Origin of the sequence: Xanthomonas sp. NCPPB 1067 (assembly GCF_020783795.1) — a bacterium.
In the GTDB taxonomy this organism is placed as follows: domain Bacteria; phylum Pseudomonadota; class Gammaproteobacteria; order Xanthomonadales; family Xanthomonadaceae; genus Xanthomonas; species Xanthomonas melonis.
Genome location: NZ_JAJGQG010000002.1, coordinates 53,534 through 71,507, shown reverse-complemented (window position 1 = coordinate 71,507; position 17,974 = coordinate 53,534). Strand labels below are relative to the sequence as shown.

At 66.6% G+C, this 17,974-nt stretch carries 16 protein-coding genes; 5 read left to right on the top strand and 11 right to left on the bottom strand.

Going from position 1 to position 17,974, the window contains the following annotated elements; translation table 11 throughout:
* Window positions 1–77: 77 nt before the first annotated feature.
* Entirely contained in the window at window positions 78–905 is an 828-nt protein-coding gene (locus LL962_RS02020; protein WP_228315717.1) for an NYN domain-containing protein, read from the bottom strand.
* Window positions 902–1,486: a hypothetical protein gene (locus LL962_RS02015; protein ID WP_228315716.1), complete on the bottom strand. Its 585-nt coding sequence runs from the start codon at window positions 1,484–1,486 to the stop codon at window positions 902–904. The genes LL962_RS02020 and LL962_RS02015 overlap by 4 nt, the downstream gene beginning before the upstream one ends.
* Before the next feature lie 117 nt (window positions 1,487–1,603).
* On the opposite strand from LL962_RS02015, the gene LL962_RS02010 reads away from it, so the two are divergent.
* Together LL962_RS02010 and LL962_RS02005 are read left to right on the top strand one after the other, a co-directional pair.
* Entirely contained in the window at window positions 1,604–2,896 is a 1,293-nt protein-coding gene (locus LL962_RS02010) for an NAD(P)/FAD-dependent oxidoreductase (protein ID WP_228315715.1), read from the top strand.
* A 52-nt stretch (window positions 2,897–2,948) separates the two neighbouring features.
* Window positions 2,949–3,563, top strand: coding sequence for a trimeric intracellular cation channel family protein (locus LL962_RS02005; RefSeq protein WP_228315714.1), 615 nt, complete (start codon window positions 2,949–2,951; stop codon window positions 3,561–3,563).
* Window positions 3,564–3,674: 111 nt separating this feature from the next.
* Here the strand turns inward: LL962_RS02005 and rpoH are convergent, their stop codons facing one another.
* The 6 genes from rpoH to rhlB form a co-directional block, all read right to left on the bottom strand.
* Complete coding sequence (gene rpoH / locus LL962_RS02000) at window positions 3,675–4,550, bottom strand: RNA polymerase sigma factor RpoH (protein ID WP_228315713.1); 876 nt, start codon at window positions 4,548–4,550, stop codon at window positions 3,675–3,677.
* Between the two features lie 196 nt (window positions 4,551–4,746).
* A complete protein-coding gene (ung, locus tag LL962_RS01995) occupies window positions 4,747–5,472 on the bottom strand; it encodes a uracil-DNA glycosylase (protein ID WP_228315712.1) in 726 nt (241 codons plus the stop codon).
* Window positions 5,469–6,311 carry a response regulator gene (locus tag LL962_RS01990; protein WP_167395189.1) on the bottom strand — a complete coding sequence of 281 codons (843 nt, stop codon included), beginning with the start codon at window positions 6,309–6,311 and terminating at the stop codon, window positions 5,469–5,471. Before LL962_RS01990 ends, ung begins: the two co-directional genes overlap by 4 nt.
* A gap of 8 nt (window positions 6,312–6,319) precedes the next feature.
* On the bottom strand, window positions 6,320–7,270 hold the full coding sequence (gene ftsX / locus LL962_RS01985) for a permease-like cell division protein FtsX (RefSeq protein ID WP_228315711.1): 951 nt from the start codon (window positions 7,268–7,270) through the stop codon (window positions 6,320–6,322).
* Window positions 7,267–7,953, bottom strand: coding sequence for a cell division ATP-binding protein FtsE (gene ftsE, locus LL962_RS01980; RefSeq protein ID WP_016903688.1), 687 nt, complete (start codon window positions 7,951–7,953; stop codon window positions 7,267–7,269). Before ftsE ends, ftsX begins: the two co-directional genes overlap by 4 nt.
* 75 nt (window positions 7,954–8,028) lie before the next feature.
* Window positions 8,029–9,735, bottom strand: coding sequence for an ATP-dependent RNA helicase RhlB (rhlB, locus tag LL962_RS01975; protein ID WP_228315710.1), 1,707 nt, complete (start codon window positions 9,733–9,735; stop codon window positions 8,029–8,031).
* 197 nt (window positions 9,736–9,932) lie between these two features.
* On the opposite strand from rhlB, the gene trxA reads away from it, so the two are divergent.
* Both trxA and rho read left to right on the top strand, forming a co-directional pair.
* Entirely contained in the window at window positions 9,933–10,274 is a 342-nt protein-coding gene (gene trxA, locus LL962_RS01970) for a thioredoxin TrxA (protein ID WP_104585415.1), read from the top strand.
* Window positions 10,275–10,490: 216 nt separating this feature from the next.
* Complete coding sequence (rho, locus tag LL962_RS01965) at window positions 10,491–12,323, top strand: transcription termination factor Rho (RefSeq protein ID WP_146092312.1); 1,833 nt, start codon at window positions 10,491–10,493, stop codon at window positions 12,321–12,323.
* Window positions 12,324–12,540: 217 nt separating this feature from the next.
* Here the strand turns inward: rho and aceK are convergent, their stop codons facing one another.
* The gene (aceK, locus tag LL962_RS01960; protein ID WP_228315709.1) at window positions 12,541–14,280 is read right to left on the bottom strand and encodes a bifunctional isocitrate dehydrogenase kinase/phosphatase; all 1,740 of its coding nucleotides are present in this window, start codon (window positions 14,278–14,280) and stop codon (window positions 12,541–12,543) included.
* Window positions 14,277–15,269: a LysR substrate-binding domain-containing protein gene (locus tag LL962_RS01955; protein WP_228315708.1), complete on the bottom strand. Its 993-nt coding sequence runs from the start codon at window positions 15,267–15,269 to the stop codon at window positions 14,277–14,279. Before LL962_RS01955 ends, aceK begins: the two co-directional genes overlap by 4 nt.
* A 103-nt stretch (window positions 15,270–15,372) precedes the next feature.
* On the opposite strand from LL962_RS01955, the gene LL962_RS01950 reads away from it, so the two are divergent.
* A complete protein-coding gene (locus LL962_RS01950; RefSeq protein WP_228315707.1) occupies window positions 15,373–15,612 on the top strand; it encodes a hypothetical protein in 240 nt (79 codons plus the stop codon).
* 77 nt (window positions 15,613–15,689) lie between these two features.
* Here the strand turns inward: LL962_RS01950 and LL962_RS01945 are convergent, their stop codons facing one another.
* Window positions 15,690–17,921, bottom strand: coding sequence for an NADP-dependent isocitrate dehydrogenase (locus LL962_RS01945; protein WP_228315706.1), 2,232 nt, complete (start codon window positions 17,919–17,921; stop codon window positions 15,690–15,692).
* Between the last annotated feature and the right edge of the window lie 53 nt (window positions 17,922–17,974).

Here is a 17,974-nt window from a genome sequence, read left to right as displayed (position 1 = left end):
TGCCTGCAAGGAGCCACGCTCGCCTCAGCGCAGGCTCGAGCATCAGGTCGGCGCAGTCATGACTGCATGCGTCATCGTCATTTTCCTGGTGCAGGCTCGGCGGGCGGGCGCGCCGCGCGCTTGCTGGCCGATGGCGGCACCGCGGCCTCTGCTGTGGTCTTCGCGCGGCTGCCGCTGCCCTTGGGCGTATCGCGCACCCATAGCGCCTGCTCGTCCTGCTTGATCTCGAATAGACCGATCGCACGCACCAGATCGCTGAGTTTGCGATAGCCGTAATTGCGTGGGTCGAACGAGGCCTGGTTGGCCACCTGCTTGCCCACCGCGCTCAACAGCGCCCAGCCATCGTCTTCGCAGGCGCTGACGATGGCGTTGCGCAGCATCTGCACCAGTCGCGTGTCGCTACGCAGCGCAGTCGCTCCCTTGCGTCCGGCCGCCGTGTCGCTGGCTGCGGCGGACTGCTCGCCCAGGGCTTCCACGTAGGTGAATTTGGAACAGGCATTGACGAACGGCGCTGGCGTCTTCTTCTCGCCGAAGCCGTACACCTTCATGCCGTCGGTGAGCAGGCGCATCACCAGTGGGGTGAAGTCCGCATCGCTGGAGACGATGGCAAAGCCGTCCAGATTGCGCGCGTACAACAGATCCATCGCATCGATCACCATCGCCATGTCCGAGGCGTTCTTGCCCGAGCTGTAGGCAAACTGCTGGATCGGCCGGATCGCATAATCGTGCAGCGCCGCTTCCCAGCCTTTCAGGTGCGGGCTTTTCCAGTTGCCGTAGGCGCGGCGCACGTTGGCCACGCCGTAGCGCGCCACTTCCGCCAGTACCACATCGATCTTGCCGGCAGGTGCGTTGTCGGCGTCGATCAGCAAGGCGATCCGCTTGTCGGGATTGTCGGTCATGCTCAATGCTCCATTGCAGCGTTGGTGACGTCTTCGGTTGCGGTCTCGGTCTCCATTTCCGGTTCCGGCTCGGCATCGGCATCGGCATCGGCATCGGCATCGTGCGTCGCCTCTTCGACCGTCTCTGCGGCCGGCAATGTGTACTGGCTGCCATCGCGCAGGGTGAGCACTCCATCGCTCAGGATCTCCTGGTCGGCACCGGCACTGACCCAGGTCGCCTGGACGCGGCCGGCGCCGCGGTCGCCTTCCACGTCGAACACGAACTCCTCGCCCCCCGGCGCCAGCCCGGTACGCACCAGGTCCACCCGCATGCTGCGGATCTGGCCGATATGTTCCTGCACCACCGCATCCTCCTGCAGCGCAGCGCGTGCCTGCTCGGCGAACATCGACCAGCCCGTATTGACCAGCCACAGGGCCGCGGCCAGCACCACCACCCCGAACACGCTCGCGCAGGCCAGGATGCCGATCAGGCCGATGGCCACGCCGCTGAGCGGCTTCTTGCCCGCGGGCGTCGCTGGGGCGATCGGTGCTGCAGTGTTGGCTGCCGCGCTCGGCGGCGGGGGCAGCGGCGGCGGGAGCGAGGACATGCGAAGACCGTCGAGAGGGATGCAGCATGATGCCGTAGACGTGCTGCGCCCACGCGTCATGTTCATTGGCGATTTGGCATGCTGCCTGGCCCGCGTCGCGTTCCAATGGATTCCACGATGACCTCCTCCCCCTCCTCCGCTCCGCTGCATCTGGTCGTGGTCGGTGGCGGTTTTGCCGGCCTGTGGGCGACGCGCGCGCTTCACGACCCCGGCATCCGCATCACCCTGATCGACCGCCAGAATCACCATCTGTTCCAGCCGCTGCTGTATCAGGTAGCCACCGCTGGCCTGTCGGCACCGGACATCGCCGCACCGTTGCGGCATATCCTGCGCAGCCAGCCCAATGTCGAGGTGCTGCTGGGCGATGTCGCCGCAGTCGTGCCTGCGCGCCGCGAGATCGTACTGGCCGATGGCAAGACGCTCGGCTACGACCTGCTGCTGCTCGCCACCGGCGCCACCCATGCCTACTTCGGCAACGACCAGTGGGCCGAACACGCACCTGGCCTGAAGACGCTGTACGACGCCCTGGTACTGCGCCGCAAGCTGCTGCTCGCCTTCGAGCGCGCCGAGGCCGAGACCGACCCCGCCGCACGCGCGGCCTGGCTGAGCTTTGCCGTGGTCGGCGGCGGCCCCACGGGCGTGGAACTGGCCGGCACCCTGGCCGAAATCGCCCGCCATACCTTGAAGAACGAGTTCCGCCATATCGATCCGCAACTGGCACGCGTACGCCTGGTCGAAGCGGGCCCACGGGTGCTGTCCTCGTTCCCGGAAGACCTCACCGACAAGGCGCGCAAGCAGCTGGAACGGCTGGGCGTTGAAGTACACACCGGCACCCCGGTGACGCATATCGATGCGCTGGGCTACCAGCTCGGCGAGCGCTTCATTCCGGCCCGCACGGTGGTGTGGGCGGCGGGCGTAGCGGCCTCTCCGCTGGCACGCACGCTCGGCGTACCGCTGGATCGTGCCGGCCGTGTGCTGGTGGAGCCCGACCTGAGCGTGCCCGGCCATCCGGAGATCTTCGTCGGCGGCGATCTGGCGTCGTTGCAACAGGACGGTCGCCCGGTGCCGGGCGTGGCGCCGGCCGCCAAGCAGATGGGCGGGCACATCGCCAAGGCGATCCGGGCGCGCCAGCGCGGACAGGCCGCGCCGGCCTTCCGTTACCGGGACTACGGCAATCTGGCCACGATCGGCCGCATGGCCGCCATCGTGCACGTGGGCAAGCTCAAGCTATCGGGCATCGTGGCCTGGTGGTTCTGGCTGGCCGCGCACGTGTATTTCCTGATCGGCTTCCGCAACCGCTTCGTGGTGCTGGTGAACTGGGCGATGGCGTACTGGAGCTACCAGCGCGCCGCCCGCATCATCTTCGGCGGCGCCACCGACGACCCGCCGCCCAGCAGCAAGGACGGATGACAGCGGTGCGCGCCGTACGCGATGCTGTGCGGCCTGATTCGACGGCCTGATCGTGGCGACTGTCCTGTTCCTGCTGGATCTGCTTGGCACCTTCGTGTTCGCCCTGAGCGGCGCCACAGTGGCGGTGCGCAATCGCCTGGATCTGTTCGGCGTACTGGTGCTGTCGTGCGCGGCGGCGGTGTCCGGCGGGATCGTGCGCGATGTGCTGATCGGCGCCACGCCGCCGGCTGCCCTGGTGCAGCCGCAATACCTGCTCATCGCCTGTCTGGCCGGCGTTGCCGGTTTCTACTGGCACGCGGCCGTCGAGCGCCTGCGCAATCCGGTGCAGATCTTCGATGCGGCGGGATTGGCGCTGTTTGCGGTCTACGGCACCAGCAAGGCGCTGGATTACCACCTCAGTCCGCTCAGCGCGACCTTGCTGGGCATGCTGAGCGGCATCGGCGGCGGCATCGCGCGCGATCTGCTGGTGGCGCGCACGCCAGTGGTGTTGCAGGCCGAACTCTACGCCGTCGCGGCGCTGGCCGGTGGCGGGCTGGTAGCGATCGGACAGGTGCTGGACCTGCCACAGGCCTGGTCGCTGGCCACCGGCGCCGGCGTCTGCTTCGGCCTGCGTTTCATGGCCATCCGCTATGGCTGGCATCTGCCGGTGGCGCGCCTGCCCGAGTGAGACGCCGGCCAACGCCGCAAGGCCTGCAGCACCTACGTGCGAAGCATCCCAATGCAGAACGGCCCGGATCGCCCGGGCCGTTCGTGCAAGGTTCACCGCATGTCGATGGGATCAGGCAACGAACAGTGCCTTCATCTTCTTCAGCGCGTTCGCCTCGATCTGGCGGATACGCTCGGCCGACACGCCATACTCGTCGGCCAATTCCTGCAGCGTCACCTTGGATTCCGAATCCAGCCAGCGGCGCTTGACGATATCGCGCGAGCGCGTATCCAGCCCTGCCATGCCTTCGCGCAGCAACTGCAGCTGATTGTCTTCGCTGTCGTGACGCTCGTAGGCCTGCGAGGGATCTTCCTCGTTGGCGACAAGGTAGCTCACCGGCGACGGCGGGCCGTGATCGTCATCCTCGTCGGACGACGCATCGAAGCCGATATCGCGACCGGACAGGCGCGACTCCATCTCCATCACTTCACGCTCGGAAACGTTCAAGTCCTTGGCGACAGCAGTCACTTCCGACGCATTGAGCCAGCCCAGGCGGGTCTTGGACTTGCGCAGATTGAAGAACAGCTTGCGCTGCGCCTTGGTCGTGGCGACCTTGACGATGCGCCAGTTCTTCAGGATGAACTCGTGCATTTCGGCACGGATCCAGTGCACCGCGAAGCTGACCAGGCGTACGCCCATGTCCGGGTCGAAGCGCTTGACCGCCTTCATCAGGCCGATATTGCCTTCCTGGATCAGGTCGCCCAGCGGCAGGCCGTAGCCGTTGTAGCCGCGGGCCACATGTACCACGAAGCGCAGGTGGGAATGGACCAGTTCGCGCGCGGCGTCCAGATCGAGCTCGTCGCGGAAGCGGCGAGCCAGATCCTGTTCCTCATCGACCGACAGCACCGGGATCTGGTGCACGGCACCGATGTAGGCGTCCAGCGAACCGAGCGCACTGGGAATCGGGAGATTGTTTGCCACAAGGGCAGTCGAGGTAATCTGGTTCATAGGCACCATCTTAGCAGTCGAACTATTGGACTGCCGGGTACAGAAAGAGTTCCCAGCGTTCCATTTATGGGATGTTCGGACTTTGGCTCCTGGCTGCGTTCCATCCAGGGCCTCTTGAATCTGGTCCTACCGTACCACCGCCACCCTTTGCAGGCCGTGACAACTGCGCGGTGCACCGCGCCTGCGCGCCTGTCGTTCAGCCAGCGGCCGACCTTGTGTCCAGGGCGTCGCGCGGCGGCAACGACCAGTCGATCGGGCCTAGCCCGCGGCGCTGCAGGTGTTCGTTGGCCCTGGAGAAATGCTTGCACCCCAGAAAGCCGCGATGCGCCGACAGTGGCGACGGGTGCGGCGCCTTGAACACCCGATGCCGTGCCTGGTCGATGACCTTGCCCTTGGACTGCGCGTAGCTGCCCCAGAGCAGGAACACCAGCCCCTCGCGCTCGCGGTTGAGGGTCTCCACCACATGGTCGGTGAAGCCTTCCCAGCCCTTGTTCTGGTGCGCGCCCGCCCGGCCCTGCTCGACCGTCAGCACCGCATTGAGCAACAGCACGCCCTGGCGCGCCCATGGCATCAGGTAGCCGTGATCCGGCCGCGCGATGCCCAGGTCGTCGTGGATCTCTTTATAGATGTTCAGCAGCGACGGCGGCACCGGCACGCCGGGCAGCACCGAGAAGCACAGCCCATGCGCCTGGCCTTCGCCGTGATACGGATCCTGGCCCAGGATCACCACCTTGACCTGCTCGAACGGGGTGGCGTCGAAGGCGGCGAAGATCTGCGGACCGGGCGGGAACACCCGCGCGCCGGCCGCCTTGCGCTGGCGCAGGAAGGCCGACAGCTCCTGCATGTCCGGACGCAGCAGCCAGTCGCCCACCCTGGCCTTCCACGACGGTTCCAACTGGATGCGCCCCTCCCCTTCGGTCATAGCATGACGGCCTGGTCTTCCAGGCGCGCCAGCCGCAGCTGGAACAGCACCTTGGTCACCAGCAGGCGCTCTTCGATGGGTTTCTGCACCAGATCGTTGGCACCGGCGCGCAGCAGTTCGGACTGGTTGCGCGGGTTGGTGTCGCCGGTCATCACCAGCACCGGCAGGCGGCGCTTGCCGTAGGCGAAGTCGATGCGGATGCGTTCGACCACATCGCGCCCGTTGAGCTCGCCTTTCAGGGTCACGTCGGTCAGCACCACGTCGATGCGGCGCTCGGTGCGGCCCAGCGATTCGGCGGTGAGCAGCGCGAACGCATCCTCGGCGGTGAGCACGTGCACCACCTTGAGGCTCTGGCGTTCGAGCATGCGTTTGGTCGCCTCGGCCACCACGCGGCTGTCTTCGATGTACAGCACGGTGGCGCCGACCACCGGTTCGGGCTGGACGTAGCCGCGGATGAAGGTGGCCAGGGCTTCGTGGCCCAGCGCCTTGTCGAAATAGTCGGTGACGTATTCGGTGAAACGCCGTTCGACCAGATGCTGCTGCGCATCGCCGGAGACCACGATCACCGGCACGTAGGCCTGGCCGGCCGCCTCGCGCACGCTGCGCGCCAGCGCCAGGCCATCGCCATCGGGCAGGGACAGCGAGGTGGTGACCAGATCCATGGCGCCGGCTTCCAGCGCCTGCCGCGCCTCGGCGATGCTGGCGCAGCCGACCACCTGCACGTTCGGCAGGTCGCGGGTGAGGACGTCGGCGATCAACTTGCGCACCAGCTTCGAGCCATCGACCACCATCACGCGCGGTGCGTCGCTGATCAGGTGTTTGAGATCTGGTGGATGCATGGCAGGCCTCAGGTCTCGGTAGGACGGGTCTGGCGAAGGAAATGGCCGGTGACGAGCCAGGCGCCCAGCCAACCCAGCACCAGGGTGCCGACCAGCACCATCGCAGAATGCAACAGATCCAGCCCATGCAGGGTAAAGGAACTGCCGTAGCTATCGGCCAATGCCGCCAACGGCGTCCGCAAGGCCAGGCCCGATACCGCAATCAGAGCGAGCGCGACCGCCCCGGCTCCCAGCCCATACCACGCGCCCAGATACAGGAACGGGCGCCGGATGAAGCCGTCGCTGGCACCCAGCAGTTGCAGCACACCGATCTCCTCCCGCCGCGACTGGATGTCCAGCCGCACGGTATTGCCGACCACCAGCACTGCGCCGATGCCGAGCAGGGCCGACAGCACCTGCACCAGGCGCTCGCCGAAGTGCAGCCAGCCATCCAGGCGTTTGCGCCACAGTGCATCGTGCTGCACCTGATCGGCCTGCGGCAGCGCCTGCAGTGTGCCGGCCAGCTGCGCATCGTCGGCGGCATCGGCCGGGGTGACGATCAGCAAGGTGGGCAGCGGATTGTCGCCCAGCGCATCGGCCGCTTCATCGAGTCTGGCGCTCTCGCGCAACGCGGCCAGCCCCTGCTCTGGCGTGCGCAAGGTGACCTTGGCGATGTCGGGGCGGGCACGCAGCTGGCCGGCCAGCGTCTGCGCCGCATCGGCGGCCACATCGACCTTGAGGAACAGATTGATCTCGCGCGACTGCTGCACGCTGCCGGCCAGCAGCTTGACGTTGTCCAGCGCGATCGACAGCCCCAGCGGCAACGCCAGCGCCAGCGCCATCACCACGATGGTCAGCAAGGTGGCCCACGGCTTGCGCATTGCGCGGCCCAGACTGAAGGCGACGCTGTGCAGGTGGTGGTCGATCCACACGCCCAGCCGAGACGGTGCGACGGTGTCGGTATTGGCGGGCTTGCTCATTCGGCCAGGTCCTGCGGCGAGATGTCGTCGACCAGGCGGCCGTGATCCAGGATCAGCACGCGCTTGCGCATCTGCTTGAGCAACGCCAGGTCGTGGCTGACCACCAGCACGCTGGTGCCGCGCGCAGGCAGTTCGGCGAACAGCTGCATGATCTCCGCAGCCAGGGCCGGATCGAGATTGCCGGTGGGCTCGTCAGCCACCAGCAGGCGCGGTTCGCCGACGATGGCGCGGGCGATGCCCACACGCTGTTGCTCGCCTGCAGACAGCTGCGACGGCAGGGCCCTCTCGCGATGCGCCAGGCCGATGCGTTCCAAGGCCGAGCGCACGCGCTTGCCGATCTCGGCGCGGCGCGTGCCGCGCAGGATCAGCGGCAGCGCCACGTTCTCGGCGATGCTGCGGTCGTTGAGCAGGCGATGGTCCTGGTAGACCGCCCCCACCTGCCGCCGATGCAGCGGAATCTGCCGGCCCCGCACCTTGAGCAGGTTGCGCTCGCCCAGCAGCACCGCGCCCTGGCTCGGGCGCTCGCTGAGATGGATCAGTTTGAGCAACGTGCTCTTGCCGGCGCCGGAATGGCCGGTCACGAACAACATCTCGCCATCGGCCACTTCGAAGCTGACATCGGTCAGCGCCTGGTGGCCACCGGCGTAGTGCTTGCTGACGTTGTCGAAACGCAGAACGGTCATTCAGCGATTATGCCGGAGCGCCAGCGCTTGCGTCGCATCGCCGCACACCGGCGATGCGCTCGCCTGGCCCGAACGTCAGTTGCCCGAGACCAGCGAGCGCAGACGGCGCCCGATCCGGCTCAACAACGACGGGCTGCCGGCCGACTTGGCCGCCGCGCGCACCGGAGTGGCGACCACCTGGGTCGGCTTGCGCGGTGCGGCAGGTGCAGGCACCGGCGTGGAGGCGACCGGCTCGGCGCCTTCCACCGGCCGGCCGTTGCGGCGACGGCGGCGCTTGCGCGGCGCGCGTTCGCTGTCGGCGACGACCGTCGATGGTGCCTGTTCCGCCGCTGCGGCAACCGCAGGCGCCACCGTGGCGGCAGGCGATGCGGCCGCCTGACCTTCCACGCGCGGCTTGCGCCGCGGACGCGGCTTGCCATCGGCGCTACCACCGTCGCGACGACCGCCAGCGCTGCGCGAACCACCGCCCGGCCCGCTGCGGCCGCCACCACGGCGGGCCTCGTCGGCGGCACGCTGCTCGCGCGCCTCGCGGAAGATCGTGCCCACGCTTTCGCCTTCGCTGTCGGCCTCTTCGCCTTCCACCGGCGTGCGCGGCGCGCGCGGCAGCGGCGTCAGCAACTCGGAGGTCACCGGCTCGACCGGAATCTTCTGCTCGATGTAGGCCTCGATGTCCGGCAGGCTCATCGCGTAGCGCTCGCAAGCGAAGCTGATCGCGTCGCCCTCCTCGCCCAGTCGCGCGGTACGGCCGATGCGATGCACATAGTCCTCGGCGTCGAACGGCAGGTCGTAGTTGTAGACGTACTTGACCCCGTCGATATGCAGGCCGCGCGCAGCCACGTCGGTGGCGACCAGGATTTCGAGCTGGCCCTTCTGGAAGCGGTTGAGCAGCGACTCGCGCTTTTTCTGCGGCACATCGCCCGACAACACACCGACCCGGTAGCCGTTGCGCTCCAGCGTCCGCGCCACCCGCTCGACGAACGCCTTGGTGTTGACGAACACCATGGTGCGCGCGCCTTCGCTGCGCGACAGCAGGCCCAGCAGCAGCGTCTGCTTCTCTTCGTCGGATGGGAAATAGATGCGCTGGCGCACCCGCGCGGCGGTGATGGACTCGGTCTCCACGACGAGCTTTTCCGGCTCGTTCATGTGCTCGTAGGCGAGCTCGAGCACGCGATGGCTGAGCGTGGCCGAGAACAGCAGGGTCTGCCGCGTACCGCGCTCGGGCATGCGCCGCAGCAGGAAGCGGATGTCCTTGATGAAGCCCAGGTCGAACATGCGGTCGGCTTCGTCCAGCACGCAGATCTCGCAGGCGTGCAGCGAGACCACTTTGTGCTGCTTGACGTAGTCGATCAGGCGGCCCGGGGTGGCGATGATCACGTCCACGCCCTGCTGCAGCACTTCGCGCTGCTTGTCGTAGTCAACCCCGCCGTAGACCAACGCGAAGCGCAGGCCCAGGTCGGCGCCGAACTTGACCGCGTCCTTGTGGATCTGGATGGCCAGCTCGCGGGTGGGCGCCAGGATCAGCGCGCGCGGGTCTTCGGGCTTGCGGTCGGCCAGGGCCGGCCGGCTCAGCAGGCGGTTCATCACCGCGACCAGGAACGCCAGCGTCTTGCCGGTGCCGGTCTGGGCCTGGCCGGCGACATCGCCGCCTGGCAGGGCGACCGGCAGGGTCAGCGCCTGGATCGGGGTACAGCGGGTGAACCCGGCGCCTTCCAGCCCGGCGATCAGCGCCGGATGCAGGTCGAACGAGGAAAAAGTCAAATCGGTCAGCGGTTTGTCGCTCATTATTCCGTCTTCGTGAGGCGCCCTGGGCAGCCCGGGCGCGGCTTGCATCGATGCCGACAGCGTCGCAAACTGCGGCCCTTGTGGCGGACAGCGCGGCTTCAGGACTGACACTTGATTCAGTCGCGCAATGCCACAGTTTAACGCAATGTGGCGGCCTGCCCGATCGGGTGGGCCGTTTGGTTTCCAGGAGACCCAACGTGAGCGACAAGGTTCAACATGTCGGCGACGCCGACTTCGAGACAGCGGTACTGCAATCGGGCGAACCGGTTCTGGTGGATTTCTGGGCCGAATGGTGCGGCCCGTGCAAGATGATCGCGCCGGTCCTGGACGATCTGGCCGAGGCCTACCAGGGCAGGCTCAAGGTGGCCAAGGTCAATGTGGACCAGAACCGCGCCCTGGCGATCAAGTACCACGTGCGTTCGATCCCGATGCTGCTGCTGTTCAAGGACGGCCAGGTGCAGGCCAGCCAGATCGGAGCGGTGGGCAAGGGCCAGCTCGTGCAGATGATCGACAAGAGCCTGGGCGGCGCGGCCGCTTGAACGGAGGGGCGTCCAGCGATGGACGCCCTGCATGGTTTGCCGGCAGTTAACTCCGGCCGGGGCAGACGCTTGCGCGGTGACGCGCGGCGGTGATAGTGTCAGTTGGTCCGGCACACGTTCGTGCGCCGCCGTACCCCTCTAGAAACCTCTTCTAGACTCCCATCTACCAATAGTTCGCCCAGCCGGGCGCTCGCACCTTAGCGAGGAATCACGCACTTGTCCGATCATCCTTCCTCCGATACCGGGAGCAGCGTCGACGCTCCCGTCGAGAAGCGCGCGCGCAAACCGCGCGTAAGCAAGACCGCCGTCGCCCACGACGATGCCGGCACGCAGCAACCCAACCTGCCCTTGCCCGCCACCCCAGCCCCCGAAGCACCTCAAGCCCCGCAGGCACCGTCGCGCACCGCCGAAATGGCCCCCGCGCAGACGTCCGGCGATGGCGCAGCCACTGGCAGCGCTGCTGGCGCCAGCCAGGGCGGGGACGCCCAGGGCGAGTCGCGCGAGGGCACCCAGCCGCAGCAGCAGCGCGGCCAGCACCCGCAGCAACAGCAGAACCAGAACCAGAACCAGAACCAGGGACAAGGCCAGCACCAGGGCCAGAACGGCGGCCACAATTCGCAAGGCCAGGGCCAGAACCAGCAGGGCAACCGCCGCGACCGGTTCCGCAACCGCCGCGACCGCGGCCCTCGCGACCGTTTCGGCAACGACGGCGGCATGGCCTCTTCCGACGGCAGCAACGAGCCGTTCGTGCCGCGTCCGCATCCGGCCGTGCCGGAAGGCTTCCCGGTCTATTCGCTGAGCGATCTGAAGCGCATGCCGGCACAGAAGCTGCTGGATATCGCCGAGCAGCTCAATATCCAGGAAGGCGTGGCCCGCGCGCGCAAGCAGGACGTCATCTTCGCCCTGCTCAAGGTGCTGACCCGCCACGGCGAAGGCGTCGCCGCCGATGGCGTGCTGGAAATCCTGCCCGACGGCTTCGGTTTCCTGCGCGCGGCCGAGGCCAGTTATCTGGCCGGCCCGGACGATACCTATATCTCGCCCAGCCAGATCCGCCGCTTCAACCTGCGTACCGGCGATCATCTGTCCGGTCGCATCCGCTTCCCCAAGGACGGCGAACGCTACTTCGCGCTGTCGATCGTGGACACCATCAACGGTGAGCCGCTGGAAGCCAGTAAGAACAAGGTGCTGTTCGAGAACCTGACCCCGCTGTTCCCGCGCCGCCGCTTCCGTCTGGAGCGTGGCGATGGGTCCACCGAGGACATCACCGGCCGCATCCTCGATCTGATGGCACCGCAGGGCAAGGGTCAGCGTGCGCTGATCGTCTCCCCGCCCAAAGCCGGCAAGACGATGATGATGCAGCAGGTGGCCACGGCCATCACCACCAATCATCCCGAAGTGCACATGATCGTGCTGCTCATCGACGAGCGCCCGGAAGAAGTGACCGAAATGCAGCGCACCGTGCGCGGCGAGGTCATCTCCTCCACGTTCGACGAGCCGGCCGCGCGCCACGTGCAGGTCGCCGAGATGGTGATCGAGCGCGCCAAGCGCCTGGTCGAGCACAAGAAGGACGTGGTGATCCTGCTGGACTCCATCACCCGCCTGGCGCGTGCCTACAACAACGTGGTGCCCAGCTCCGGCAAGGTGCTCACCGGCGGCGTGGACGCCAATGCCCTGCATCGCCCGAAGCGCTTCTTCGGCGCGGCGCGCAACGTGGAAGAAGGCGGCTCGCTGACCATCATCGCCACGGCGCTGGTGGAAACCGGCAGCAAGATGGACGAGGTGATCTACGAAGAGTTCAAGGGCACCGGCAACAGCGAAGTGCATCTGAACCGTCGCATCACCGAAAAGCGTGTCTACCCGGCGATCGACATCAATCGTTCGGGCACGCGCCGCGAAGATCTGCTGATCGAGCCGGAGCTGCTGCAGAAGATCTGGATCCTGCGCAAGCTGCTGCACCCGATGGACGAGATCGCGGCGATGGAATTCCTGCTGGACAAGATGAAGACCACCAAGTCCAACGACGAATTCTTCAGTTCGATGAAGCGCTGACCGCGGTCTGCGTCATCGAAACGAAAACCCCCGCGGTGCGGGGGTTTTTTGTGGGTGTCGCTCACACCGGGCGTCGCCTGACAGCGAGCCGCATCGCCGCGTCGATACAGGCTGCTCGGGCGTAGTACCACACCGAGCCGGCGCCACCTACGCAGGGTAGATGCGACGGGCGTCGTCGCATTGCCTGGCGGCGGCACTGCCGCCGCTTCCAGCATGCTCACGCCAGCCGCCGCGATTCCGCATATGGCGGCGTGTCGGGGTAGTCGTCCTCGCGCAGGCGGGTTTGCAGGTCGCGCCACCACTGTGGGTCGAACAGTTCCGGATGCAGGTGCTTGACCGCTTCCAGCTGCGAGGGTGGCAATCCCATGAACAGCGCGAAGCGTTCGGGAAAGACATCGCGTGGACCGACATGGAACCAGGGCTCGGCCGCCATCTGTTCCTCGTAGGTCGTCGGCGTCGGCCAGTCGCGGAAATTGCATTCGGTGATCAGGCACAGCTCGTCGTAGTCGTAGAACACCGCGCGCTGGTGACGGGTGATGCCGAAGTTCTTCAGCAGCATGTCGCCGGGGAAGATGTTGTTGCGCGCCATGTCCTTGATGGCCTGACCGTAGTCCAGCGCCGCCGCATGCGCGGCCTCGGGCAATTGCTCGCGCAGGTACAGGTTGAGCGGGCGCAGACGCCGCTGCACGTAGCACAGCGCGATCAGTACATCGTCGCCGTCCTCGCTCAGGCTCATCGCGCAACTGCGCTGCAGCTCCTCCAGCAGCGCCGGTGCGAACCGCGCCCTTGGAAAACGCAGGAAACGATAGGGCTGAGCGTCGAGCAGGCGGCCGATGCGATCGAGCTGGAACACCAGTTCGTACTTGCCCTCCACCTGCGCGCGGCTCATGGTCTTGGGATAGGCGAAGCGGTCGCGGATGAGTTTGAACACCAGCGGATAACTGGGCAGGGTGAAGACCACCATGACCATGCCCGGGGTGCCATCGGCATGCACCAGCTGCTCGGACGGATGGGCCTGGAAATGGCTGAAGAACGTGCGATAGCGTTCGGTCTTGCCCTGCTTGGCCCGGCCCAGCATGGTGTAGAGCTCGTCCACCGGCTTGTGCGTCAACAGGCTGCGTAGGAACACCACTGCATCGCCCACGGTGGACAGATCGGCCTGGAAATAACTGCGTGAGTTACTGAACAGCTGCGCCACATCGCTGCGCCGGGTCAGTACCGCTTCGGCACGCAGGCCCGCGTCGTCGTTGACCAGGGCGATGACGCATGGCGAGAACCGGTGCTCGCCGAACACGCGCCCGACCAGGTAGGCGCGACGTTCGCGATAGAACACGGTTTCCAGCAGTTCCACGCTGCGCACCGGGTGTTCGCCCCAGTGGGCGAGATCGTCGAGCAGGCGAACTGCGATGGCCGCTGCACACCGCGTGCGATGCGCGTACGGCACCGCGAAGGCGTAGTCGCCCAGCACCCGCACCAGCATGTCGGTCAGCCGGCCCGGCGACACCGCATAGGTGTGCCGCGCAACCGGCACAGTGATGGCATCGGTCGGCTCGATATCCAGCGCGATGAATTCGATGCCGGCATCGACCCCGTGGGTACCGAAGTAACGCCGGGTCAGAGTGTTGTAGAAGGTCTTGTACAACTCCTGATCGATCAGCCCTTCCAGGAGCGTGGCATAGCAATTGCGCGCCCGCATCCACAGCGCGCGGTCGTGCGCCTGGCCCAGCAGCACCGCACGCAGGCGCAGCATGCATTCGGCGATGTAGTGGTCGTAGAGCGCGATACGCGCCACGGCGTCATCGCGGGCGCCGCTCCAGTCGCGCGTCTCGAAGCGTTGCCTGGCGCGGGCAGTGATCTCGGAGAACCGCGCGTGGTAATCCTCGAAGGCATCGTAGACGGCCTGGGCGATCGCCAGTGCGCGGCGCTCGGACTGCGGCGGCAAGGGTGGCAGGTTCATGCCGGCAGTGTCCTCGCGCGCGTGCGGCGGCGCGTGGCAGGCGCCGCCGCAGTCGGTGCGGCGATCGGTGCAGCAGATGGCGCGGTCGGCGCGATTGCGCTCTGCTGCGCATGCGCAACATGTTCGCGCGCCTGCAGCTGCAACCACGCGCGGAATGCGAGAAAGCCGGCATGCGCGGCCGAGCGTGGTGGATACACGAGATAATGCGACCAGCCGGTCTTGAGCCGTTGCGTGGACAGCGCCACCAATTGGCCGGACGCCAGCAACAGGCGTGCGCGCGTCACCCGCCCCAGGGCGACACCGACGCCCTCCAACGCGGCACGGTGATGGGCCTCCGATTCGTCGAGCACGGCGACATAGCGGCGCGGCGCGGCGCCGCCGAACGCGGCAAACCAGCGGCGCCACGCATCGTCCGGGTCGCCCAGCAGCGGCCAGTCCTGCAAGGGCGGTGCGTCCGCGCCGCCCATGCGCGCGATCAGCGCCGGGCTCGCCATCGGAACCAGCCAGTCGTCGAACAGCGGCTCGGCAATGAGACCTGGCCACTGTCCGGCGCCGATGCGCATGGCGCCGTCCACCTGCTGCTGGCGCTCGAAGTCCACCAGCCGTTCGCTGGAAAGCAGATTGATCTCGATGGTGGGATGGTCGGCCAGAAAACCTCCCAGGCGCGGCACCAGCCAGGTCGATGCCATCGATGGGGTCACGCTCAACGTGAGCGTGTCGCCGCGGCGCGGACCGAACGGTTGAAACGCCTCGGCGATCGCATCCAGATGCGGGGCGATACGATCGAGCAGTTGCTGGCCCTGCGGCGTGGCGGTGACCCCGCGCGCATGCCGCTGCAATACGGGATAGCCCAACCGTTGTTCGAGTGCGCGCATCTGGTGACTGAGCGCGCTGACGGTGAGATGCATCGTGGCAGCGGCACGCGACAGGTTGCCCAGGCGTACGGCGCTGACGAAGCCTTGCAATGCGTGGAGCGGCGGGCGCGACATGGCTGAACCCTTGAATGGAATTCAAAATGACCTTGCAAAAGCCTCGCTTTTGCAGCCCCTAGCCTGCATCTACTGTGGATTCCACTCAAGTGGAGGCGGGATCATGCGCATCTTTACCGACTTGCTGTTCCAGCACGGTCACATTGCCGACGTTGCGCTTGCACAGCGGCTGGCAGAGCCAGACGCTGCCGCGGACCCGGCAGCGCCGCAAGCCCCGGAGGCGCCCCCCGCGACCGGCGCGGAATACATCGACGCGGCGCAACGCGCCCGGCGCGAACAACGCATGGCGCGCCGCACGCGCCGCCTGCTGCACGCCATTACGGCACTGTCGCCGTTCCGCTGAAACGACAGGGCCCGCCTCTGAACGAGGCGGGCCCTGGGTGTCGCTGCAGCTCACGCACCGACCGGCGGTGCGGCAACTCAGGCCTTCAACGTGGCCAGGATGTCGTTGAAGGTCTTGCTCGGGCGCATCGCCTCGCTGACCTTGGCCAGGTCCGGGTGGTAGTAGCCGCCGATCTCCACCGGCTTGCCCTGCGCACCGTTGAGCTCGGCCACGATGGTGGCTTCGTTCTCGGTCAACGCCTTGGCCAGCGGCACGAACTTGGCCTGCAACGCGGTGTCTTCGGTCTGCGCGGCCAGGGCCTGCGCCCAGTACATCGCCAGATAGAAATGGCTGCCACGGTTGTCGAGCTCGCCCACCTTGCGCGCCGGCGACTTGTTGTTGTCCAGGAACTGGCCGTTGGCCACGTCCAGCGCCTTGGCCAACACGGTGGCCGAGGCATTGTCGTAACGGTTGCCCAGATGCTCCAGCGACGCGGCCAACGCCAGGAATTCACCCAGCGAATCCCAGCGCAGGCAGTTCTCTTCGACGAACTGCTGCACATGCTTGGGCGCCGAACCGCCAGCACCGGTTTCGAACAGGCCACCGCCGGCCATCAGCGGCACGATGGAGAGCATCTTGGCGCTGGTGCCCAGCTCCATGATCGGGAACAGGTCGGTGAGGTAATCGCGCAGCACGTTGCCGGTGACCGAGATGGTGTCCTGGCCCTTGCGGATGCGCTCCAGCGAGAAGGTGGTCGCTTCCACCGGCGGCAGGATGCGGATATCCAGACCGCTGGTGTCGTGATCCTTCAGATACTGCTCGACCTTGGCGATCACCTGCGCGTCGTGCGCACGCGCCTTGTCCAGCCAGAACACCGCCGGCGTATCGCTCAGGCGCGCGCGCTCCACGGCGAGCTTGACCCAGTCCTGGATCGGCGCGTCCTTGACCTGGCACATGCGCCACAGATCGCCGGCCTCCACCGCATGTTCGAACAGCGTCTTGCCGTTGCCGTCGCTGACCTTGACGGTGCCGGCGGCAGGCATCTGGAAGGTCTTGTCGTGCGAGCCGTATTCCTCGGCCTTCTGCGCCATCAGGCCGACATTGGGCACCGAGCCCATGCTGGCCGGATCGAACGCACCATGCGCCTTGCAGTCGTCGATCACCGCCTGGTACACGCCGGCATAGCAGCGGTCCGGAATCACCGCCTTGGTGTCCTGCAGCTTGCCCTGCGCATTCCACATCTGGCCGGAGTCGCGAATCATCGCCGGCATCGAGGCGTCCACGATCACGTCGCTGGGCACGTGCAGGTTGGTGATGCCCTTGTCGGAATTGACCATCGCCAGACCGGGGCGCTGCGCGTACTCGGCCTGGATATCGGAGGTGATCTGCGCCTGCTGCGCTTCCGGCAACGTGCCGATGCGTGCGTACAGATCGCCGATGCCGTTGTTGGGATCGAAGCCGACCGACTTGAGCGCATCGGCATGCTTGCTCAGCGTGTCCTTATAGAACTCGCCGACCACCACGCCGAACAGCACCGGGTCGGAGACCTTCATCATGGTGGCTTTCAGGTGCAGCGAGAACAGCACGCCGGTCGCCTTGGCGTCGGCGATCTGGGCATCGATGAAGCTGGCCAGCGCACGCTTGCTCAGCACGGCGGCGTCGACGATCTCCCCGGCCTTGACCGCCACCTTGTCCTTCAGCACCGTGCTGCTGCCATCGGCACCGACGAACTCGATCTTCAGCGCCCCGGCATCGGCGATGGTGGCGGACTGCTCGCTGCCGAAGAAATCACCGGCGTCCATGTGCGCGACGTGCGACTTGGAATCGCTGCTCCACTTGCCCATGCGATGCGGATGCTTGCGTGCGTAGTTCTTGACCGACAGCGGTGCGCGACGATCCGAATTGCCTTCGCGCAGCACCGGATTCACCGCGCTGCCCTTGACCTTGTCGTAGCGCGCCTTGATGTCTTTTTCCGCAGCATCCTTGGGCTCGTCCGGATACGCCGGCAGCGCGTAACCCTGACCCTGCAGTTCCTTGATGGCGGCCTTGAGCTGCGGTACCGAGGCACTGATGTTGGGCAGCTTGATGATGTTGGCCTCCGGCGTGGTGGCCAGCTCGCCCAGTTCAGCCAGGTCGTCGGCGATCTTCTGCGTCTCGCTCAGATGCTCGGGAAACAGCGCCAGGATGCGTCCTGCCAGCGAGATATCGCGCGTTTCGACCACGATGCCGGCGGTATCGGTATAGGCATCGATGATCGGCAGCAGCGACTGCGTGGCCAGGAAGGGAGCTTCGTCGGTGAGCGTGTAGAGGATCTTCGGTGTCTTCGACATGGCGCGGGATAGGACCTCGGAGGAAAGGAGACAGTGGCGACATACGGGAGGGT